This is a genomic window from Nocardioides sp. 1609 (genome assembly GCF_004522105.1).
Taxonomy (GTDB): domain Bacteria; phylum Actinomycetota; class Actinomycetes; order Propionibacteriales; family Nocardioidaceae; genus Nocardioides.
The window spans coordinates 662,824-681,742 of record NZ_SPUJ01000001.1; the positions used below are offsets into that span (position 1 = coordinate 662,824).

20 protein-coding genes are annotated in these 18,919 nt (G+C 73.9%); 7 read left to right on the plus strand and 13 right to left on the minus strand.

The features are described 5' to 3' along the window. Nucleotides 1-8 precede the first annotated feature (8 nt). Nucleotides 9-560 (minus strand): hypothetical protein, encoded by a 552-nt coding sequence (locus tag E4623_RS03075; protein ID WP_134765015.1) that lies wholly within the window; start codon nucleotides 558-560, stop codon nucleotides 9-11. A 160-nt stretch (nucleotides 561-720) separates the two neighbouring features. Here E4623_RS03075 and E4623_RS03080 point away from each other — a divergent pair, with 160 nt between their 5' ends. After that, nucleotides 721-1,308 (plus strand): helix-turn-helix domain-containing protein, encoded by a 588-nt coding sequence (locus E4623_RS03080; protein ID WP_134765016.1) that lies wholly within the window; start codon nucleotides 721-723, stop codon nucleotides 1,306-1,308. After that, nucleotides 1,305-2,552 (plus strand): MFS transporter, encoded by a 1,248-nt coding sequence (locus E4623_RS03085; protein WP_245154815.1) that lies wholly within the window; start codon nucleotides 1,305-1,307, stop codon nucleotides 2,550-2,552. Before E4623_RS03080 ends, E4623_RS03085 begins: the two co-directional genes overlap by 4 nt. Here E4623_RS03085 and E4623_RS03090 read toward each other — a convergent pair. The 6 genes from E4623_RS03090 to hppD form a co-directional block, all read right to left on the minus strand. Continuing rightward, a complete protein-coding gene (locus E4623_RS03090; protein WP_134765017.1) occupies nucleotides 2,515-3,036 on the minus strand; it encodes a DUF1697 domain-containing protein in 522 nt (173 codons plus the stop codon). The two genes, E4623_RS03085 and E4623_RS03090, sit on opposite strands and share 38 nt — an antisense overlap. Before the next feature lie 113 nt (nucleotides 3,037-3,149). After that, the gene (locus tag E4623_RS03095) at nucleotides 3,150-5,246 is read right to left on the minus strand and encodes an iron ABC transporter permease (protein ID WP_134765018.1); all 2,097 of its coding nucleotides are present in this window, start codon (nucleotides 5,244-5,246) and stop codon (nucleotides 3,150-3,152) included. A gap of 123 nt (nucleotides 5,247-5,369) precedes the next feature. Next, nucleotides 5,370-6,437 (minus strand): iron-siderophore ABC transporter substrate-binding protein, encoded by a 1,068-nt coding sequence (locus E4623_RS03100; protein WP_245154817.1) that lies wholly within the window; start codon nucleotides 6,435-6,437, stop codon nucleotides 5,370-5,372. After that, nucleotides 6,434-7,237: an ABC transporter ATP-binding protein gene (locus E4623_RS03105; RefSeq protein WP_134765019.1), complete on the minus strand. Its 804-nt coding sequence runs from the start codon at nucleotides 7,235-7,237 to the stop codon at nucleotides 6,434-6,436. The genes E4623_RS03100 and E4623_RS03105 overlap by 4 nt, the downstream gene beginning before the upstream one ends. Before the next feature lie 31 nt (nucleotides 7,238-7,268). Further along, nucleotides 7,269-9,191 (minus strand): prolyl oligopeptidase family serine peptidase, encoded by a 1,923-nt coding sequence (locus E4623_RS03110; RefSeq protein ID WP_134765020.1) that lies wholly within the window; start codon nucleotides 9,189-9,191, stop codon nucleotides 7,269-7,271. 227 nt (nucleotides 9,192-9,418) lie between these two features. Continuing rightward, nucleotides 9,419-10,612, minus strand: a complete 1,194-nt coding sequence (gene hppD / locus E4623_RS03115) for a 4-hydroxyphenylpyruvate dioxygenase (protein WP_134765021.1) — start codon at nucleotides 10,610-10,612, stop codon at nucleotides 9,419-9,421. Nucleotides 10,613-10,694: 82 nt separating this feature from the next. On the opposite strand from hppD, the gene E4623_RS03120 reads away from it, so the two are divergent. The 3 genes from E4623_RS03120 (at nucleotide 10,695) to E4623_RS03130 (ending at nucleotide 12,780) form a co-directional block, all read left to right on the plus strand. Continuing rightward, nucleotides 10,695-11,150 (plus strand): Lrp/AsnC family transcriptional regulator, encoded by a 456-nt coding sequence (locus E4623_RS03120; protein ID WP_134765022.1) that lies wholly within the window; start codon nucleotides 10,695-10,697, stop codon nucleotides 11,148-11,150. Nucleotides 11,151-11,174: 24 nt separating this feature from the next. Then, nucleotides 11,175-11,882, plus strand: coding sequence for a M50 family metallopeptidase (locus E4623_RS03125; RefSeq protein WP_134765023.1), 708 nt, complete (start codon nucleotides 11,175-11,177; stop codon nucleotides 11,880-11,882). Between the two features lie 64 nt (nucleotides 11,883-11,946). After that, nucleotides 11,947-12,780 (plus strand): DNA-formamidopyrimidine glycosylase family protein, encoded by an 834-nt coding sequence (locus E4623_RS03130; protein ID WP_134765024.1) that lies wholly within the window; start codon nucleotides 11,947-11,949, stop codon nucleotides 12,778-12,780. 34 nt (nucleotides 12,781-12,814) lie between these two features. Here the strand turns inward: E4623_RS03130 and E4623_RS03135 are convergent, their stop codons facing one another. Further along, a complete protein-coding gene (locus tag E4623_RS03135) occupies nucleotides 12,815-13,273 on the minus strand; it encodes a PaaI family thioesterase (RefSeq protein ID WP_134765025.1) in 459 nt (152 codons plus the stop codon). 55 nt (nucleotides 13,274-13,328) lie between these two features. Between E4623_RS03135 and E4623_RS03140 the strand changes: the two genes are divergently transcribed. Next, a complete protein-coding gene (locus E4623_RS03140) occupies nucleotides 13,329-13,814 on the plus strand; it encodes a helix-turn-helix domain-containing protein (protein ID WP_134765026.1) in 486 nt (161 codons plus the stop codon). A 6-nt stretch (nucleotides 13,815-13,820) separates the two neighbouring features. On the opposite strand, the gene E4623_RS03145 is transcribed toward E4623_RS03140, so the two are convergent. The 4 genes from E4623_RS03145 to E4623_RS03160 all read right to left on the minus strand — a co-directional run bounded on the left by E4623_RS03145 (nucleotide 13,821) and on the right by E4623_RS03160 (nucleotide 17,050). After that, nucleotides 13,821-15,530 (minus strand): DEAD/DEAH box helicase, encoded by a 1,710-nt coding sequence (locus E4623_RS03145; RefSeq protein ID WP_280633635.1) that lies wholly within the window; start codon nucleotides 15,528-15,530, stop codon nucleotides 13,821-13,823. 92 nt (nucleotides 15,531-15,622) lie between these two features. Further along, nucleotides 15,623-15,901 (minus strand): DUF3039 domain-containing protein, encoded by a 279-nt coding sequence (locus E4623_RS03150; RefSeq protein WP_134765028.1) that lies wholly within the window; start codon nucleotides 15,899-15,901, stop codon nucleotides 15,623-15,625. A 46-nt stretch (nucleotides 15,902-15,947) separates the two neighbouring features. After that, complete coding sequence (locus tag E4623_RS03155) at nucleotides 15,948-16,505, minus strand: YqgE/AlgH family protein (RefSeq protein ID WP_134765029.1); 558 nt, start codon at nucleotides 16,503-16,505, stop codon at nucleotides 15,948-15,950. Between the two features lie 17 nt (nucleotides 16,506-16,522). Next, nucleotides 16,523-17,050: a hypothetical protein gene (locus E4623_RS03160; RefSeq protein ID WP_134765030.1), complete on the minus strand. Its 528-nt coding sequence runs from the start codon at nucleotides 17,048-17,050 to the stop codon at nucleotides 16,523-16,525. A 116-nt stretch (nucleotides 17,051-17,166) separates the two neighbouring features. Between E4623_RS03160 and E4623_RS03165 the strand changes: the two genes are divergently transcribed. Beyond that, nucleotides 17,167-17,904: a TetR/AcrR family transcriptional regulator gene (locus E4623_RS03165; protein ID WP_134765031.1), complete on the plus strand. Its 738-nt coding sequence runs from the start codon at nucleotides 17,167-17,169 to the stop codon at nucleotides 17,902-17,904. Here E4623_RS03165 and E4623_RS03170 read toward each other — a convergent pair. Beyond that, a complete protein-coding gene (locus tag E4623_RS03170) occupies nucleotides 17,891-18,904 on the minus strand; it encodes a DUF3048 domain-containing protein (RefSeq protein WP_167736438.1) in 1,014 nt (337 codons plus the stop codon). The two genes, E4623_RS03165 and E4623_RS03170, sit on opposite strands and share 14 nt — an antisense overlap. Nucleotides 18,905-18,919: the final 15 nt, after the last annotated feature.

Below are 18,919 nucleotides of genomic sequence, written 5' to 3' on the forward strand. Positions count from 1 at the left end.
GCCCCCGGTCAGGCGCCGTCCTTGAAGAAGTCCTCGTGGACCGTGAGGCGGTCGTAGCCCTGCGGTAGCCCGCCGCGGGTGACGGCGCAGGTCGGGGCGGCACTGTCGCCCGGCGCCAGGCTGTCGGGCACCGTGCACCCGATCTCCGCCACGACCTCGCCGTCGTCCTCGAGCGTGAGGAGGATGTTGGGGGTGGTGACGACACCGGAGCCGCTGACGCCCCCGGTGTTGGAGACCCTGAGACCACGGACCGCCCGCCGGTCCGGGGTGTCGGCGGAGACCGTCCGGCCGGAGAGTGCCCACCCCTCGTCGAACTCGAACTCCTCGAACGCGAACGCGTCGCCCTCCTGGACCACGAGGGCGGTCGCGGGCCGGTCCGGCTGCAGCCCCTCGTCGATGGCCGTGCCGAAGTCGATGACGCCCCGCACCACGATGACGGCCAGGCCGCCGCAGACCAGGACGACCCCGACGACCACCGCGACGACGACCTTGACGGCGCCCTCCGGACGACGTGACCGCGGGACTGCCGGGACCTCGGGCGTGCGTGGTGGCTGCGACACGGTCGAGACCCTCCCCCCGTCCGGGTCGGCCCAACCCGGGCTCGGCGGTGTCCCGCGTCGGTGACGTGCAGCGCAGCCGCCCACCGACCCCCCAAGAACCCCTTGACAGTCACCGCGAGCCTTCGGCACGATGACTCTCCAACGATCATTGGGGAGTGAGATGGGCGAGGACGACGGCCGGGCCGACGTGAGTGCGCTGCGGGCGGTGGCGCACCCGGTGCGGCTGCGGATCCTGTCGCTGCTGACCGGCACCCCGATGAGCGCGGCCGAGGTGGCGCGCGAGCTCGGCCTCACCCACGCGAACGCGTCGTACCACCTGCGCCAGCTGGTGGACGCCGACGAGCTGGTCGTCGCCGGCGAGGAGAAGATCCGCGGCGGCGTGGCCAAGCGTTACCGCTACCCGCACGAGCGGCGCGGCAAGCACCCTCGGCCCGGTGATCCCCGACCCGAGGACCGCGTCCTGTACGTCCGGGCCGTCGGCCAGGAGATCGAGCGGCGGGTGCTCGAGCGGCGCTCGCAGCGTCCGCAGCAGATGAACGACCTGGAGGGCTGGGTCGACGAGGCCACCTGGACCAGGGCGCTCGCCCTGGTCGAGGAGGCCTCGATGCTCCTGCACGACGCCAACCGCCCCCCGCGCACCGCCGGCACGCTGCACGTCAGCCTCACCGCGATGGCCTTCGAGATGACCCGGTCCCCGGGCGACGACGGGCCGGGCGACGACGAGCGGGACGACGAGGTGTCGTCGTGACCTGGGCCGACTCGATGGCGCCGCTGCGGGGACGCAACTTCCGCTTCTACTTCGCCTCCCGGTTCGCCAACACCCTGGGCAGCTCGATGGCCTCGGTGGCGCTCGCGTTCGCCGTCCTCGAGGTCACCGACGACGACCCGGCCGCGCTCGGCCTGGTCCTGGCGGCGCACACGGTGCCGATGGTCGTGCTGCTGCTCTGGGGCGGCGTGCTCGCCGACCGGCTGCCGCGCACGCTGGTGCTGCAGGTCTCCAACCTGACGTCCGCCGCGAGCCAGGGCGCGATCGCGTTCCTCGTCATCACCGGCACCGCCGAGCTCTGGATGCTGATCGCGCTGAGCGCCGTGCACGGCGTCGTCTCCGCCGCCGGCCTGCCCGCGATGGCCGGCATCATGCCGTCGTTGGTGCCGCGCGCGGAGCTGCAGCAGGCCAACGCGCTGATGTCGCTGGTCCGCTCCGGCCTGGTCATCGTCGGACCGACCGTCAGCGCGCTGCTCGTGGTCGGGGTGGGGGCCGGCTGGGGACTGGCGCTCGACGCGGTCACGTGGCTGGTGAGCGCGGTCCTGCTCGGCTTCGTCGACCTGCCGGCCCGCGAGCGCAGGGAGACCGGCGCCAGCACCTGGAGCGAGCTGCGCGAGGGCTGGACCTACGTCCGCTCCACGCAGTGGCTGTGGGTCGTCGTCCTGGCCTTCGGCGTCCTCAACGCGATCCACGCCGGTCCCTGGTTCACCCTCGGCCCGCTGCACGCGAAGGAGACGATCGGCGAGGAGGGCTGGGGCCTGGTGCTCTCGGCGGAGGCGGTCGGCCTGCTGGCGATGACCCTGGTGATGCTGCGGGTGCCGCTGCAGCGACCGCTGCTGTGGGGGACGCTCGGCGTCTCCCTGCTCGGCGTCCCGATCTTCGTCTTCGGCGCCCACCCGACGCTGCTCCTGCTGGTCGTCGTCGCCTTCGTGGCCGGGGCCGGCACCGAGGTGTTCAGCATGGGGTGGAACCTCGCCATGCAGGAGAACGTGCCCGACGAGATGCTCTCGCGGGTCTACTCCTACGACATGCTCGGCTCGTTCATCGCGATGCCGATCGGCCAGGTCGCCGTCGGTCCGCTCGCGATCGCGTTCGGCTCCGACCACGTGCTGATGGTCAGCGGCGCCGTGTACGTCGTCACCTGCCTGCTGATGCTGCTCTCCCCCGCCGTGCGCCGCCTGCCGCGGGTCAGCACCACTTCCGCACCAGAGCCCGCAGCACCGTGACGTTGCGGTTGGTCGCGACACCGATCGACTTCTCGATCGGCCGGAGGAGCCGGGCGTCGAGGTAGCCGCCCGCGAGCATCAGGTGCACCGCCCGCTCGGACAGCCCGACCCGCTCGTCGGCGGTCGACAGGGCCTCGAGCCGCTCCCGGAGCGCGGCGGTCGGCGCCTCCTTGAGCAGCCAGACGTAGTGCTTGGCGTCGTGGCCGAATCCGTCGGCGTCGGTCACGACGTCCCGCAGCTCGTCGGTCCGGTAGACGACCGTCGGGACCTCGAACCCGCGGTCGGCCAGGTAGGCCCGTTCGAGGGCGTCCTCGATCCTGGCCCGGGACCGCATCCTGGTCGAGAACCGGACGTTGCCGGTGTTGATGTGCGTCGCGACGTCGTCGAAGCCGGCCGTCCCGGTGGCGGCGACGATGGCCTCCTTCGGGAACTTCCGGGTCGCGCCCAGGTTGATCGCCCGCAGGAAGGCGACGTGCGTCGTCATGGCTGCATCCTCACACCACCCGGGCCGTGACCGGGGCCGAACCGGCCCCATGCTGGCCCGGCCCCGGTCGGGAGTGGTTCGCCGCCGCCGCTCGATCGGATGGGTGAGGCTCCTCAGGCGCGCGAACGGGCCAGCAGGTAGACGAAGTACGGCGCACCGAGGAGGGCGACGACCAGGCCGGCCGGGACCTGCGCCGGGGCGATCACGGTGCGCCCGAGCGCGTCGGCCAGCCCCAGCAGGACCGCGCCCAGCATCACCGCGACCGGCAGCACCCGCGCGTGCCGGCCCCCCACCAGCGCCCGGGCGGCGTGCGGCGCTACCAGTCCCACGAACCCGACGACGCCGACGGCCGAGACGCAGGCCGCCGAGAGCAGGGCCGAGACGCCGAGGACGACGAGGCGCGTGCGCTCCAGCGACAGCCCGGCCAGGCGCGGGGTGTCCTCGTCGAGGGCGAGCAGGTCGAGCTCGCGCCGCAGCAGCCAGGCCAGCGGCAGCACGACCAGCAGGACGACGAGCACCGGCACGACCTGCGACCAGCTGCGGCCGTACGTCGTCCCGCTCAGCCAGGTGAACACGCGCGGGGTGTCGAAGGGGCTGGAGCGCACCAGCAGGTAGGTGGTCAGCGCGGTGGCGCCCGCGGAGACGCCGATGCCGACGAGGACGAGGCGGTCGGAGTCGAGCCCGTGCCGCCACGCCAGGGCGTAGACGAGCCCGAAGGTGACCAGGGCACCCGCCGTCGCGGCGAGGAGCATCGCGGTGTTGCTGTTGTGGTCGGAGGTCACGACCAGGACGGCGCCGACGCCGGCGCCGCCGGTGATGCCGAGGATGCCGGGCTCGGCGAGCGGGTTGCGGCACGTCGCCTGGACCAGGGTGCCGGCGAGCGCGAGCCCACCCCCGGCGAGGACGGCGGCCGCGACCCGGGGAGCACGCTCGTCGAGGGCGAAGCTGACGAACGCGGGCGCGTCCCCGCCGAACCACAGCGCCAGGTCGCCGACCTTCAGCCAGGTGTAGCCCGCGAGCAGGCCGAGGACGACGACGCCGAGCGTCGCGGCGCCCGTCACCGTCACCGTGACCAGGAAGCGACGGCGGGTGCGGCTGCCCATCCCGGTGCCGGCCGGCTGCCGGGTGGGGCCGGAGTCGCGCAGTCGGCGCGCGAGGAGGACCAGCACCACGGCGCCGAGGAGCGTCGTGGCGACGCCCGTCGGGACCGCGAGCGCCTTCTCCGGACCGATCACCGCCCGGACCGTCGCGTCGGCCCCGACGACCACGACGGCACCCATGAGTCCTGCCGCCGGGAGCAGCACGACGTGCCGGAGCAGCCCGGGCACGAGGACGCCGAGGAGCCGGACGATGGCGGGGGCCGCGAGCCCGACGAACCCGATCGGTCCGGCGAGGGTCACGGCGGAGGCGGTCAGCAGGACGGCGACCACGACCCCGACGAAGCGGGTGCTGCGCACCGGCACGCCGAGCACCGAGGCGGCCTCGTCGCCGAGACCGAGCAGGTCGAGCCGGCGCGCGAGCAGGACGGCGCCCACGGTGGCCAGCGCGATGAGCGGCCCGGCCTGCTGGAAGGCGCGGAGGCCGAGCTGGTTCAGCGACCCGCTCCCCCACGCGAACAGCCCGGTCGTCTCCTCGTCGAAGAGGATGAGGAGCATGGCGGTCGCCGCGCTCAGGGCGAGCGCGACCGCCGAGCCGGCCAGCACGAGGCGCGTGGTCGACGTGCCGAGCCCGCCGGCGAGCCCCATCACGAGGGCGGCGGCCGCGAGCCCGCCGACGAAGGCCGTGGCGCCGGAGGCCCAGAGCGGGAGGCTGAGCCCGAACGCCGAGACCACGGTGACGGCGAGGTAGGCGCCCGCGGTGACGGCGAGCGTGTCGGGCGAGGCGAGCGCGTTGCGCGCGACCGACTGGAACAGCGCCCCGGCGACCCCGAGCGCGAAGCCGACGGCCAGACCCGCCGCCAGCCGTGGCAGCCGGGATCCGACCAGCACGTCGCGCGCGGCGTCCTGTCCCTCGCGACCGGGCAGCAGGTCGAGGAGGTCCCCGATGCCGACCCGTGACGTGCCCTGGGTGAGGTGCCACCCCGCGAGCACGACCAGCGTCGCGGTCAGCCCGACCAGCACCGCCGTCGCCCCGACCGCCCGGCGGGTGCCGAGCGGTCCGGGTGCGGCGGGGTCGTCCGTCGTGCGGGTCGAGGCGGCGGTGTCGACCATCGTGGTCCGTTTCGTCGGGGATGCGGGTCGTCGGGGATCCGGGTCGTGGCAGATCCGGGTCGTCAGGGATCCGGGTCGTCAGGGATCCGGGTCGTCAGGGATCCGGGTCGTCGGGGATCCGGGTCAGTCGGTGACCAGGTCGACGTAGGCGTCGACGACCTGCATGCCCGACCGCGGGCCGCCGAAGGTCCAGATCCCCTCGGGGAACGCACTCACCCGGCCGTCCTCGACGGCGGGCAGGGTCGCCCAGACGGGGTTCTTCTCGAGCTCGGCGAACACGTCGCCCGCGGGGTCGACGGTGCCGGTGTAGAACAGGGACGCGTCGCCGGCGGCGGTCATCCCCTCGATGTCGGTCTGACCGAGCCCGTAGGCGGGGTCGACCTCGCCGGTCCAGGCGTTGGTGAGGCCGAGCTCCTCGCCGAGCTCGCCGACGTAGGAGCCCTGGCCGAAGGGGCGCAGGGTCACGTTGCCGCCGTCGACGTAGCCGTCGAAGTAGACGAAGTCGGTGGTGGTGACGCCGGCGTCGGCCACGGTCGCCTTGGCCTCCTCGAGGTGGGCGTCGAACTCGTCGAGCACCTCGCCGGCGCGCTCCTCGCGGCCGGTGGCCTCGGCGATCAGGTTGAAGGTGGCCTTCATCTGGGCGATCGGGTCGGCGCCGTCGGCGCCCTTGGTGGCGAGCACCGGGACGTCGTACTTCTCGAGCTGCTTGATGATCGCGTCGTCCGCCGTGTAGGCCTCGATGATCACCAGGTCGGGGTCGGTGCGGAAGAGGGCGTCGAGGTTCGGCTCGCCGCGGACGCCGACGTCCTCGACGCCGTCCGGGAGCTCCTCGGCGGTGTCCCAGGTGCCGTAGCCCTCGGCGTCGGCCACCGCGACCGGGGTCAGGCACAGCGAGAGCACGTCCTCGATCTGCTGCCACTCGAGGACCGCGACACGGGCGGCCGGCTGGTCGAGCTCGACGGTCCTGTCGAAGGAGTCGGTGAGGCTCACCGGGCCGGTGGAGGTGGCGACGTCGTCGCCGCACTCCTCCGTCTCGACGGCGGCCGGCTCGGCGGCGTCCTCGGCGGGCTCCTCGGTGGTGCCGCAGGCGGCGAGGGTGCCGGCCAGGACGAGGGCCACGGTGGCTCCGAGGAGGGGGCCGCGGGAGCGGGCGGTCGGGCGGGGCGTCGCCTGGGTCATGGCCTGGGTCATCTTCTGGGCTTCCTTCGGGTGAGTGGTTCGACGCGGACGAGCCCGGTGTCGGGGTCGCGACGCGTCCTGAGAGGCAGCCCGTAGACGTCGGAGAGGACCTCGGCGTCGAGCACCTCCTCGGGGGTGCCGGAGGAACGGACGCGGCCGTCCTGCAGCAGCACGACCCGGTCGGCCACCGAGGCCGCCTGGTCGAGGTCGTGGAGGACGACGCCGAGCGCCGTCCCGTGCTCGTCGGCGAGGTCGCGGACGAGGTCGAGGATCTCGACCTGGTAGCGCAGGTCGAGGTGGTTGGTCGGCTCGTCGAGGAGCAGGACTCCGGTCTCCTGCGCCAGGCAGGACGCCAGCCAGACCCGCTGCAGCTCGCCGCCCGAGAGGGCGTCGACCGGACGCCCGGCCATGACGGCGGTGCCGGTGATGTCCAGCGCCCGGTCGATCGCGGCCCGGTCGGCCGCGCCCAGCGGAGCGAGCCGCCCGCGGTGCGGGTGCCGCCCGAAGGCGACGACGTCGCGGACGTCGAGGCCCGACGGCTGGGGCCGCGACTGCGACAGCAGGGTGACGCGGCGGGCGAACGCCTTGGCGTTCAGCGGGGCGGCGTCCTCCCCGTCGAGGGTGACGTTCCCGGAGGTGACGCCGTGCAGCCGGGCCAGCGCGCGCAGCAGGGTCGACTTGCCGCTGCCGTTGGGCCCGAGCAGGACGGTGACCTGCCCGGGAGCCAGCTCGACCGAGACCCCGTGGACGACCACGTGACGCTGGTAGCCGAGGACGAGGTCGTCGCCGCGCAGGGCCGGTCCGGTGGTCACGGACGCAGACTCTAACGCAGGCAAGCCTTACCTAAGAGGTGAGGCCCCTCACGTGCCGGTCGAACCACTCGACCACGCGCCGCTGCAGGTCCACCTGGTGGGCCCGCTCCTGGACGGCGTGCGGCTCGCGGGGATAGCCGACCAGGGCGAGCGGCGCCGGCTGGTCGACGAGTGCCCGGTGCAGGGCGACCGCCTGGCTGTAGGGCACCCGCAGGTCCTCCTTGCCGTGCAGGATCAACAACGGCGTCGTGCGACGGGCGGCGTACGAGAGCGGCGAGCCGAGGGCCGCGCGGTGTGGTCCGGGTCCGTCCCAGGGGCGGCTCCCGCCCAGCACCGCCTCGAAGTCGGGCAGGTCGCTGGTCGCGGCCATCCAGCCCCAGTCGCTCACGCCTGCGCCCATGACGCCGACCCTGAACCGGTCGGTCGCGGTGACCGCCCAGGCGGTGAGGAACCCGCCCTGGCTCCACCCGCCGATGCCGAGCCGGTCGGGGTCGGCGATCCCCGCCGCGACGGCGGCATCGACCGTCGTCAGCACGTCGTCCCACTCGACGCTGCCCATCGTGCCGCGGGCCGCCGTCGCGAAGGCGTTGCCGCGGCCGAGGCTGCCGCGGTAGTTGGGCATCACCACGGCGTAGCCCCGGGTGGCGAGGAGCTGGGCCCAGTCGAGCGGATGGGCGTGCGCCCAGCGCCCCGACCGGCCGTAGGGCCCGCCGTGCACGAGGACGGCGGTCGGCCACGGGCCACCGCCACCGCTATCGCCACCGGGTGGGCGGATCACGACGGCGTCGAGGCGGGTGCCGTCGGACGCGGTGCAGACCAGGGCCTCCGCGACGCCCAGCACGACACCGTCACCGCCGTCCTGGAGGTGGTGGTCGGAGACGGTGCGCAGGTCGCCGGGCCGACCGGCCAGGACGCGGCCCGCGAGCCCTCCGTCGAGCGCCGCGACCGCGACGACCGGGCCGGCGGACGTCGAGACGACCGCGACGCCCCTCACCTCGCCGCCGACGGTCTCGGCGACCCGCCGCACCCCGGTCGCGGGGTCCAGCCACTCGAGACGGGTGTCGAGGCCGTCGGCGATCGTCGCCAGGGTGCCGGTCCCGTCGGGCGCGTGGTGGACGCCGATCGTGCAGCACTCCTCGTCGACCTCCGTGCCGACGACCCGGGGAGCGCCGCCGTCGGCCGCGGCCGCCCAGGCGGTCCCGCTGCACTGCGGCACCGGCTCGTGGTCGCCGGCCCACACGACGGTGTCGTCGCCCGACCAGCCGATGCTGCTCCCAGAGTGGGCCGCGGCGAGCCGCACGCCGTCGCCCGCCCCGACGACGTAGACCCACACGTCGGTGCCCAGCCGGTGCTCGGTCAGCGGGCTGCGCTGGACCAGGAGCGCGATCCGGCGGCCGTCCGGCGACCAGGCGAGGTCGACCAGGTGCCGCTCGGGTGCCCACGACCGCACCGGGTCGCCGCCGTCGGCCGGCACCACCCAGAGCCGGTGGTGGCGCCATCCCGCGCCGTGCTCGTCGGCGTCGTCACGCTCCTCGTCGCGGCGCTCGTCGTCCGGGGTCGGCTCGTCGGGCGCGAGGAACGCGAGCCGGGCACCGTCCGGCGACCACGCGAACCCCGCGATGCTGCGCTTGCGGACCGCGACGGGCCGGGACTCCCCGCCGGTGGCGTCGAGCACGTGCAGCCCGGCCGTGCCCCGTTCGGCGCGGTCGGACAGGAACGCGATCCGGGTGCCGTCGGGCGACCACTGCGGGCAGGAGTCCTCGGACCCGCGGGTCCAGCGGCGTCCGGCCTCGCCTCCGCCGACGTCGGCGACCCAGAGGCTGCTCTCGGCGTGCTCGCCCTCGCGACCGAGGGGCGCCGCCGTCCACACGACCCGTCGGCCGTCCGGCGAGAGCCGCGGCTCGTCCGGCCACCAGATCGACGAGATCGTCTCGGGTTCGAGTGCGTGGCTCATCTCAGCACCCTAGAGAGCACCGGCGGCCGAACGGGGTCCCCGACGTCGCGAGTCCATCACGACGCAGGTCCCGCACGACGCGGATCCCGCACGACGCAGGTCCCGCACGACGCAGGTCCCGCACGACGCAGGTCGTGCCACGGCGAGGCCGCGGGACGACCCAGGTCCCGGACAGCACGGGGGTGTGACACCGGACCGGCCGGCGTCACACCCACGCGTCGGGTCGCTCAGAGGTTGCCGCGCCGGTCCTGCTCGCGCTCGATGGCCTCGAAGAGCGCCTTGAAGTTGCCCTTGCCGAAGCCGAGGGAGCCGTGCCGCTCGATGAACTCGTAGAAGACCGTCGGCCGGTCGCCCATCGGCTTGGTGAAGATCTGGAGCAGGTAGCCGTCCTCGTCGCGGTCGACGAGGATCTTGCGCTTCTTCAGCTCCTCGATCGGCACCCGCACCTCGCCGATCCGGGCGCGCAGCTCGGGGTCGTCGTAGTAGGAGTCGGGCGTGTCGAGGAACTCGATGCCGTTGGCGCGCAGGATGTCGACGCTGCGCAGGATGTCGTTGGTCGCCAGCGCGATGTGCTGGCAGCCGGCGCCGTCGTAGAACTCGAGGTACTCGTCGATCTGCGACTTCTTCTTCGCCACCGCGGGCTCGTTGAGCGGGAACTTCACCCGGTGGTTGCCGCTCGCGACGACCTTGCTCATCAGGGCCGAGTAGTCGGTGGCAATGTCGTCGCCGATGAACTCGGCCATGTTCGTGAAGCCCATGACCTTGTTGTAGAACGTCACCCACTCGTCCATCCGGCCGAGCTCGACGTTGCCGACACAGTGGTCGACGGCCTGGAACAGCCGCTTGGGGTGGCCCTGCTGGCGCGTCACGGTCGTGGCGCGCGACTCGTAGCCGGGCAGGTAGGGCCCGGAGTAGCGGCTGCGGTCGACCAGGGTGTGCCGGGTCTCGCCGTACGTCGCGATGGCGGCGATCCGCACCGTGCCGTGCTCGTCGGTGACGTCGTGCGGCTCGACGAGGACGTTCGCCCCGACCGCGCGAGCGTGGTCGATGCACTTGTCGACGTCGGGCACCTCGAGCGCGAGGTCGACGACGCCGTCGCCGTGCTTGCGGTGGTGGTCGTGGAGCGGGCTGTCGGGCAGCACGCCGCCGGTGAAGACGAACCGGGCGCTGCCGCTGCGCAGCACGTAGGACTTCGAGTCACGCGCGCCGGTCTCGGGACCGCGGTAGGCCTCGAGCTCCATCCCGAGCGCGAGCTGGTAGAAGGTCGCGGTCTGGGTGGCGTTGCCGACGACGAAGCAGACGGCGTCCATCGCGGTCACCGGGAAGGGGTCGCGGCTCGCGTCGTACTCCACGAGCCCCACGAGCTCCTTGAGCTGGTCGAGGGTGAGGTCTGCCTTGAGCTCGTCCGGGGTCAACGTCATGCGCTCCAGGGTCACGGGTTTCGACAATCTGTGCAACAGTGCGCCAGCACGTTGGACAACCTGACCAGCCGGAGGCCCGCCCGTGGACGATCTCGACCGCACCCTGATCAACCTGTTCGCCGCCGAGCCGCGGGTCGGCGTCCTCGAGGCGTCGCGCCGTCTCGGCGTGGCGCGCGGCACCGTGCAGGCCCGCCTCGACCGGCTCGTCGCCTCGGGGGTCGTCACGGGCTGGGGCCCGGACCTCTCGCCGGAGGCACTCGGCTTCCCGGTGACGGCCTTCCTCACCCTCGAGATCAGCCAGTCGGCCGGCCACGAGGCGGTCGCGCGGCACCTCGCCTCCATCCCCGAGGTGCTGGAGGCCTACACGATCACCGGCGTCGGCGACCTCTGGTGCCGCGTGGTCTCGCGGTCGAACTCCGACCTCCAACGGGTCATCGACCGGGTGGTCGCCGTGGACGGCGTCCAGCGCGCCTCGACGGTGATGGCGCTCGCGACCCAGGTGCCCTACCGCGTCCTGCCCCTCCTCACCGAGGCCTGACCGGACGCCCGCCACACTGGCCGGATGGAGATCTGGGACCGCGCGTCGGCCGTGCAACCGGTGCCCGACCCCGGCCTCGTGCTCCTGACCGGTGTCGTGGCGCTGGCCCTGGTGCTGCTGCCCGCGACCTGGCCGCACGTGCGGCTCGGGGTCACGGTGGTCCACGAGGCCGGTCACGCGGTCGTCGCCGTCCTGGTCGGCCGCCGGCTCCAGGGCATCCGGCTGCACGCCGACACCTCCGGCGTCACGGTCTCGCGCGGTCGCCCGACCGGGCCCGGGATGGTCGCGACCGTGGCGGCGGGCTACCTCGCGCCCGCCGCGGTGGGGGTCGGCGCGGCGCTGCTGCTGGCCGCGGGCCGGGGCGTCGCGATGCTGTGGCTCCTCCTGCTGCTCCTGCTGGGCCTGCTCGTCTGGGTCCGCAACGCCTACGGCGTGGCCGTCCTCGTCGTCGCGGGCGTCGGCGTCGGCCTGCTCACCTGGTACGCCGGACCGGAGACCCAGTCGGTGGCCGCGTACCTGGTCGCCTGGCTCCTGCTCCTCGCCGCGCCGCGGCCGGTCCTCGAGCTGATCACCGCCGGACGCCGCCGCAGCCGCACCTCCGACCCCGACCAGCTCGCCCGGCTGACGCGCATCCCCGCGCTCGTGTGGTGCCTGCTGCTGCTGGCCGTGAGCCTGGCCGGACTGGCGGTCGGCGCCCTGACGCTGGCCCCCGACGTCCTCGACCGGACCTGACGTCGGCGATGTGCGCCGCGCGGGTGTGCACCCGCACGCGGCGCGCGCCGTAGCGTCGCGTCTCGTGCCCGAAGGCCACTCGATCCACCGTCTCGCCCGCCGCCACCGCACGTTGCTCGTCGGTCGCACCGTGTCGGCCTCGAGCCCGCAGGGCCGCTTCGCCGGAGGAGCCGCGCGCCTGGACGGTCGGCGGCTGGTCGAGACCGACGCGTGGGGCAAGCACCTCTTCCACCGCTACGCCGATCGCCACGACGGCGACCCGTCCGGCGACGCCGAGCCGTGGTTGCACGTCCACCTCGGGCTGTTCGGCCGCTGTCGAGACGGGTACGGCGACCCGCCCGACCCCCGGGGCGCCCTGCGGCTGCGGCTGGTCGGCGACGGGGCGAGGCCCGCGTGGGTGGACCTGCGCGGACCGACCGCCTGCGAGCTGCTGGCCGACGCCGAGCGCGACCTCCTGCTCGCCTGCCTGGGACCCGACCCCCTGCGACCCGACGCCGACCCGTCGCTCGCCATCGCCCGGATCGCCCGGTCCCGGCGGGCCGTCGGAGCGCTGCTGATGGACCAGTCGGTGGTCTCCGGGATCGGCAACGTCTACCGCGCCGAGGTGCTGTACCGCCACGGCGTCGACCCGCGTCGTCCCGGCCGCGACCTCGACGTCGCCGAGTGGACGACGATGTGGGACGACCTCGTGGTGCTGATGGGTGCCGGCGTCCGGGCCGGACGCATCGTCACGACCGATCCCGACGACCGCGCTCGACCGCACGGGCGCCCGCGACGCACCGACGCGCACTACGTCTACGGCCGGGCGGGGCTGCCGTGCCGGCGGTGCGGCACCCCCGTGCAGCGCGAGGAGATGGCGGCGCGCACGGTGTACTGGTGCGAGGTGTGCCAGGGCTGACCCGGCGTGGGAGCGGGTGCGCCGGGGCGGCGGGTCAGGCGAAGATCATGCAGGACGACGTCGCGTGCGCGACCAGCTTGCCGGCGCCGTCGAAGAGCTGCGCCTCGGCGAGCGCTGTGCGTCGTCCGCGCTGGATCACCCGACCGGTGCAGCGCAGCCGGCCGGACGCCCCGGTGACCGGACGCAGGAACTTCACCGTCAGGTCGAGCGAGGTGTAGGCCTCCCCCACCGCGAGCGTCGAGTGCACCGAGCAGCCCGCGGCCGTGTCGAGCAGGGTCGAGAGGACGCCGCCGTGGACCGTGCCGATGGGGTTGTAGTGCCGCGCCGGGTCGACGTCGAGGTGGACGGCGACCGCACCCCGCTCGAGCTCGAAGCCGCTCATGCCCACCGTCTCGCTGATCGGCGGGGGCGGCAGCTCGGAGTCGAAGATCGCCTGGAGCTGCTGGTAGCCGTCCATCGTCGCGAGGTCGGGCACACCCTGGGTCTCGGTCATGGACCGAGCCTGCGGCAGGCTGGCTGAGTCTGTCAAGAAGACCTAGAGTGTCGGCATGGACACCGTCGCACCTCCGGCCCTGGCGTGGTCGACCGCGAACTGCCAGGTCGCCCGGGCCATGGCGGTGCTCGGTGAGAAGTCCACGGTGGTCGTGCTGCGCGAGGTCTTCAACGGGGTCCGGCGCTTCGACGACGTCCAGCGGCACTCCGGGGTGCCCCGCCAGGTACTGAGCAACCGCCTCGCACTGCTCGTCGAGCACGACGTGCTGCGGCGGGTGCCGTACCGCCCCGAGCACGGCCGCGAGCGCCACGAGTACCGGCTCACGCAGAAGGGTCTGGACCTCTACCCCGTCCTCGCCGCCCTCGCCGACTGGGGGGCGCGCTACTACGCCGACGCCGACGGGCCGCCGGTCGAGATCGCCCACCGCGACTGCGGTGCCGCCGTCCACGCCACCCTCACCTGCGAGGCCGGGCACCGCCTCGACGACCCCCGCGCGGCGGCCCCGAGGCCGGGTCCGGGCGCGCGACCCCGCGACACCTGAGCGGGCTCAGCCGGACTTCTTGACCGCCCACTCGCGCACCCGGTCGATCCGGGCTCGCAGCTGCTCGGCGTTGGCGACGGCGGCGGCCGGACCGCCGCACTCCTTGCGCAGCGCGGCGTGCGTGATGCCGTGGGCCTGGCCGGTGCGGTGGTGCCAGGCGCCGACGAGCCCGTTCAGCTCGCGGCGCAGGACGGCGAGCTGCTCGTGGGTGCTCACCTCGGCGACGGTGTCGGGCTCCCCCCCAGCCGCGCCGCGGCGGGCCTGGGCCAGGGCCTCGCGAGCCTTCTGCGCCCGCGCGCCGTCGGCCTGGCGCTGCTGCAGGAGCTCGCGCATCTGCTGCGGCTCGAGGAGGCCCGGGATGCCGAGGAAGTCCATCTCCTCCTCCGAGCCGTACTGATCGCCGTCGAAGAGCACGTGGTCGAACGTCGCCTCCGAGCCGAGCGCCTCGAACGACGCCCCGTCGAGCTCGTCGGAGGCGCCCTCGCCGGCCTCCGCCTGCGCGAGCAGGTCGTTCTCGGCGGCGAAGATGTCGTCCTCGTCGGTGATCCGGCGACCGAGCACGTGGTCGCGCTCCACCTCCATCTCGGAGGCGTGGCCGAGGAGCACCGGCACCGAGGGCAGGAAGATCGACGCCGTCTCGCCACGGTTGCGGGCCCGGACGAACCGGCCGATCGCCTGGGCGAAGAACAGCGGGGTGGCGATGGTGGTGGCGAAGACCCCGACCGCGAGCCGCGGGACGTCGACGCCCTCGGACACCATCCGCACCGCGACCATCCACCGCGTGTCGCTGGAGGTGAACGCGGTGATCTTCTTCGAGGCCGCCTTCTCGTCGGACAGCACGACGGTCGGGGCCTCGCCGGTGATCGCCCGCAGCGTCTTGGCGTAGGCCCGCGCCGACTCCTGGTCGGTCGCGATCACCAGCCCGCCGGCGTCCGGCACGTGCCGGCGCACCTCGGTGAGCCGCTTGTCGGCGGCGGCCAGCACCGAGGGGATCCACGAGCCCGCCGGGTCGAGCGCGGTGCGCAGCGCCTGGTTGGTCATGTCCTTCGTGAGCGGCTCGCCGAGCCGGGCGGCGATCTCGTCACCGGCGCGGGTGCGCCACGACATCTCGCCGGAGTAGGCGAGGAAGAGCACCGGACGCACGACGTGGTCGGCCAGCGCGTGGCCGTAGCCGTAGGTGTAGTCGGCGACCGAGCGCGGGATCCCGTCGTCGCCGGGCGCGTAGGTCACGAACGGGATCGGGTTCACGTCGGAGCGGAACGGCGTCCCGGTGAGCGCGAGCCGCTTCGCGGCGGGCTCGAAGGCCTCGCGGACGCCCTCGCCCCACGACAGGGCGTCGCCGGCGTGGTGCACCTCGTCGAGGATGACCAGGGTCCGGAACCGCTCGGTGCGGATCCGCAGCGCGAGCGGGTTCACCGCGACGCCGGCGTAGGTGACCGCGATCCCGAGGAAGTCGCTGGAGATCTTGCCCTTGCCCGCGGAGTACGTCGGGTCGATCGGGATGCCCGCCTTGGCGGCCGCCTCGGCCCACTGCAGCTTGAGGTGCTCGGTCGGCGCGACGACCGTGACGCGGTCGATGACCCGGCGCCCGATCAGCTCGGCCGCGACCGAGAGCGCGAACGTCGTCTTGCCGGCCCCCGGGGTCGCGACCGCGAGGAAGTCGCGCGGGGACCGCTCGAGGTAGTCCTTCATCGCGGCGGTCTGCCACGCGCGCAGGGACGGCGCCGTGCCCCACGCCGCGCGCTCCGGCCAGGCCGGGGTGAGTGCGGTGGTGAGGTGGGCGTCGTCGTGAGGTCGGGGCGCGCCCGTCACTCGCCGGAGCCCGAGTCGCCGCCGCCCTTGAGGCTCTCCCACGTCTCCTTGCACTCCGGGCAGACCGGGAACTTCTCCGGTGCCCGGCTGGGGACCCAGACCTTGCCGCACAGGGCGACCACCGGGGTGCCCATCACCATCGCCTCGGTGAGCTTGTCCTTGTCGACGTAGTGCGAGAACCGCTCGTGGTCGCCCTCGTCGGTCGGGACCGTGCGCTCGTCCTCGCGCTCCTTGGTGGCGGTCGAGGTTCCGAAGCCGAACGGGGAGGAGGTCACGCCTCCAGGGTAGTACGCGCAGGGGTCGGCCGAAGAACCGCTGGGATCAGTTGAGCCCCGGGTCGGCCGGCCGGGTCGAGTGCATCGCGAGATCGCCCGGCTGGCGCCGCAGGACGTCGCGCCACAGCGTCGTGGTGTCGCTGCGGAACACGTCGGGGGCGAGTCCCGGGACGACGTACCAGCTGCCCTCCTCGATCTCCCGCTCGAGCTGGCCGGCGCCCCAGCCGGAGTACCCGGCGAAGATCCGCAGCCCGTCGAGCTCGTCGTCGACCAGCTCGACGGGGGTGTCGAGGTCGAGCAGGGCGAGCCGGTCGACGACCTCGCGCAGCCCGAGGACGCCGGTGTCGTCGCCGCGGCGCAGCGCGACCGCCAACGCGCCGTCGGTCTCCACCGGGCCGCCCTGGAACAGCACCTCGGGCTCGGCCACGACCTCGCCCCAGGCACCGAGCACCTCGGCGACCGCGAGCCCGGTGGGCCGGTTGAGGACGACGCCGACCGAGCCGTCGTCGTTCACGTCGAGCATCAGCACGACGGTCTCGGCGAAGTTCGGGTCGGCCAGCGCAGGCGTGGCCACCAGCAGCATCCCCGGTCGCACGTCGCTCACCCGACCATCATGACGGGTCAGGCCGCGAGTGCCGCCCGGATCCTTCCGAGCAACGACCGGGCGGGCACGTCGCGCCGCTCCTCGACCGCCGCCACGGCGGCGCGGGCGCGCTCCTCCAGCGCGGCGCCGATCGGCGCCGCGGCCGCGTCGTCCCCGAGCCCGGCGAGGCCCGACGTCACGGCGAGCAGGGCGTGCTCCTTGACCGCGGCCCGGGCCGTCGCCAGCGCGGTGGCGTCGTCGGCGGGGCGCTCGCGACCGGCGTCGAGGACGGCGCGGACGCCGGGCAGGTCGCGGTACGCCGCTCCCCAGGCCGCCACGACGGCGGCCGGGAGGTCGAGCGGCTCCTCGGCGAGGCGACGGTCGAGGTGGCCCCCGAGACGGGTGTGCCAGGCGAGCTGCAGGGCGCCGAGCAGGTCGAGGTCGTCGGCGAAGGTCTCGGCGACGCCGTCGACGTCGGTCGGGAGAACGCCGTCGCGTCGGCTGTTCGCGGTGGCGACCACCCTCCGCAGCGTCTCGGCCCGGCGGTGGAAGGACGTCCAGGTCATGGTGCGCTCCTCGGATCGATTCACATACCGTTGGTACGTACTCTCAGTATGGAGCAGCACGGTGGTCCGGCCAACGAATCGACGGCGTGATCCCGCGCACGCCCTAGGCTGGCGCGATGTCGAAGCCGAAGGTCTCCCAGCTCGCGCCGCAGGTCCCGGGCAACCGCCGGGCGGCGTACTCGGCCTCGACGAAGCGGACCCTGGTCGACGTGGCGGAGCGCCTGTTCACCGAGCACGGCTACGCGAACGCCTCCCTCGACAGCATCGTGGCCGGCGCCGAGGTCACCAAGGGGGCGCTGTACCACCACTTCTCCGGCAAGCAGGCCCTCTTCGAGGCGGTCTTCGTGCGCGTCGAGGCGGACGCCGCCCGCACGATCGGCCTGGCGCTGGAGGGCCGGACCGACCCGTGGGACAAGGCACGCACGGGGCTGCGCGCCTTCCTCGCCGTCGTCCAGGAGCCGCGGTACCGCCGCATCGTCGTGCAGGACGGTCCGGCCGTGCTGGGCTACGAGCGCTTCCGCGAGCAGGAGGAGCGCTCGACCTACGCCAACGTCGTCGACATCGTGCGCTCCGTGCAGGTCGCCGCCGACTGGGAGCTCGACGAGGAGATGGTGCAGACGTTCGCGCGGATCTTCTTCGGCGCCATGGCCTCGGCGGGCGAGTCGGTCGCCGGCGCCGAGGACGGCGTCGCGGCCGCCGACCGGGTGGAGGTCGCGATGACCTTCATCATCGCCGGCTTCCAGGCGCTGTCGGAGGCCGGCGTCGCGCTGCCCGGGTCGACGGCCGGGTCGACGGCCGGGGCGACGGCCGGGTCGACGGCCGGGTCGACGGCCGGGTCGACTACTCGAAGGTGACGTCGCCGCCGTCGTCCGGCACCAGCTCGACCCAGGTGTGGCCGACGGGCACGGTGAGCGGTCCCGCCTTCGTCGCCAGCTCGAGCGGCGCTTCGAGCGAGTCCTTGGACCAGGTGCCGCGGACCAGGCGGCCGCCGTGGAACAGCAGCGCCTCGCCCTTGCCCTCGAGCTTCGTCTCCGGGACCGGGTTGCCGGCCGGGTCGAGGTAGCCGGCGTCGCCGACCTTCACCTTGAGCACGAGCACGGTGTCGGCCGGGAACTCGTCACCGTCGGCGGCGAAGGTGTTCTCGTTGACGTAGGCGTCCTTGGCGAAGGTCCACTCGGTGGTGTGCCCCGCGGAGAACGACGCCGCGATCGAGGTCGCCTCCTGCCCCGCCGGCAGGTCCTCGGCCGGGCCGAACGGCAGGTAGTCCACCGGCCGTGCGGGCTTGGTCGTGGCGTCCTTGGCGACGTCCTGGAGGTTGGTGAAGAGGTTGTACGGCGCGCTGCGGGAGTCCTCGCGGTAGAAGCCGCTGGCGCCCTCGGCGAAGAACTCGATGCCGGCCTTCTTGATCCGCGAGATCGTCACCCCTGCCGCGCCGCTGGTGACCATGGCGCCGTCGACCGGCGCGACGATCCCGATGTCGGAGGCGCGCATCGAGCGCACCGGCCCGACGTCCCCGGGGATCTTCGAGTAGTAGAACGCCGCCAGGCGGGTCACGCCGCCCTCGACGAGCTCCTCGACGACCAGGTCGGCCGACCCGAGGCCCTCCTGGGGCGCGCTGGAGGGGGTGTTGTCCATCTTGAGGACCAGCACGGGGTGCTTCTGGATCGACTCCTTGCCGTCGGCGACCGGCAACCCGGTCAGCGGCCAGGTGTCGGGGTCGCCGGAGACCTCCGCGGTCGGCGTCGGCGTGGACGCCGCCTTCTCCGGCGAGTCCTCGTCGCCCCCGCAGGCGCTCAGCGCGAGGCAGAGGGACAGCGCGGTGGCGGTGGCGAGAGCGGTGCGGGTGCGACGCACGTGGGACGTCCCTTC

Bases quoted from the DNA above. Each gene is read 5' to 3' on its own strand.
- E4623_RS03080 (WP_134765016.1), top strand. From the start codon at position 721: ATGGGCGAGGACGACGGCCGGGCCGACGTGAGTGCGCTGCGGGCGGTG.
- E4623_RS03090 (WP_134765017.1), bottom strand. From the start codon at position 3,036: ATGACGACGCACGTCGCCTTCCTGCGGGCGATCAACCTGGGCGCGACC.
- E4623_RS03095 (WP_134765018.1), bottom strand. From the start codon at position 5,246: ATGGTCGACACCGCCGCCTCGACCCGCACGACGGACGACCCCGCCGCA.
- E4623_RS03100 (WP_245154817.1), bottom strand. From the start codon at position 6,437: ATGACCCAGGCCATGACCCAGGCGACGCCCCGCCCGACCGCCCGCTCC.
- E4623_RS03110 (WP_134765020.1), bottom strand. From the start codon at position 9,191: ATGAGCCACGCACTCGAACCCGAGACGATCTCGTCGATCTGGTGGCCG.
- hppD (WP_134765021.1), bottom strand. From the start codon at position 10,612: ATGACGTTGACCCCGGACGAGCTCAAGGCAGACCTCACCCTCGACCAG.
- E4623_RS03125 (WP_134765023.1), top strand. From the start codon at position 11,175: ATGGAGATCTGGGACCGCGCGTCGGCCGTGCAACCGGTGCCCGACCCC.
- E4623_RS03135 (WP_134765025.1), bottom strand. From the start codon at position 13,273: ATGACCGAGACCCAGGGTGTGCCCGACCTCGCGACGATGGACGGCTAC.
- E4623_RS03140 (WP_134765026.1), top strand. From the start codon at position 13,329: ATGGACACCGTCGCACCTCCGGCCCTGGCGTGGTCGACCGCGAACTGC.
- E4623_RS03160 (WP_134765030.1), bottom strand. From the start codon at position 17,050: ATGACCTGGACGTCCTTCCACCGCCGGGCCGAGACGCTGCGGAGGGTG.
- E4623_RS03165 (WP_134765031.1), top strand. From the start codon at position 17,167: ATGTCGAAGCCGAAGGTCTCCCAGCTCGCGCCGCAGGTCCCGGGCAAC.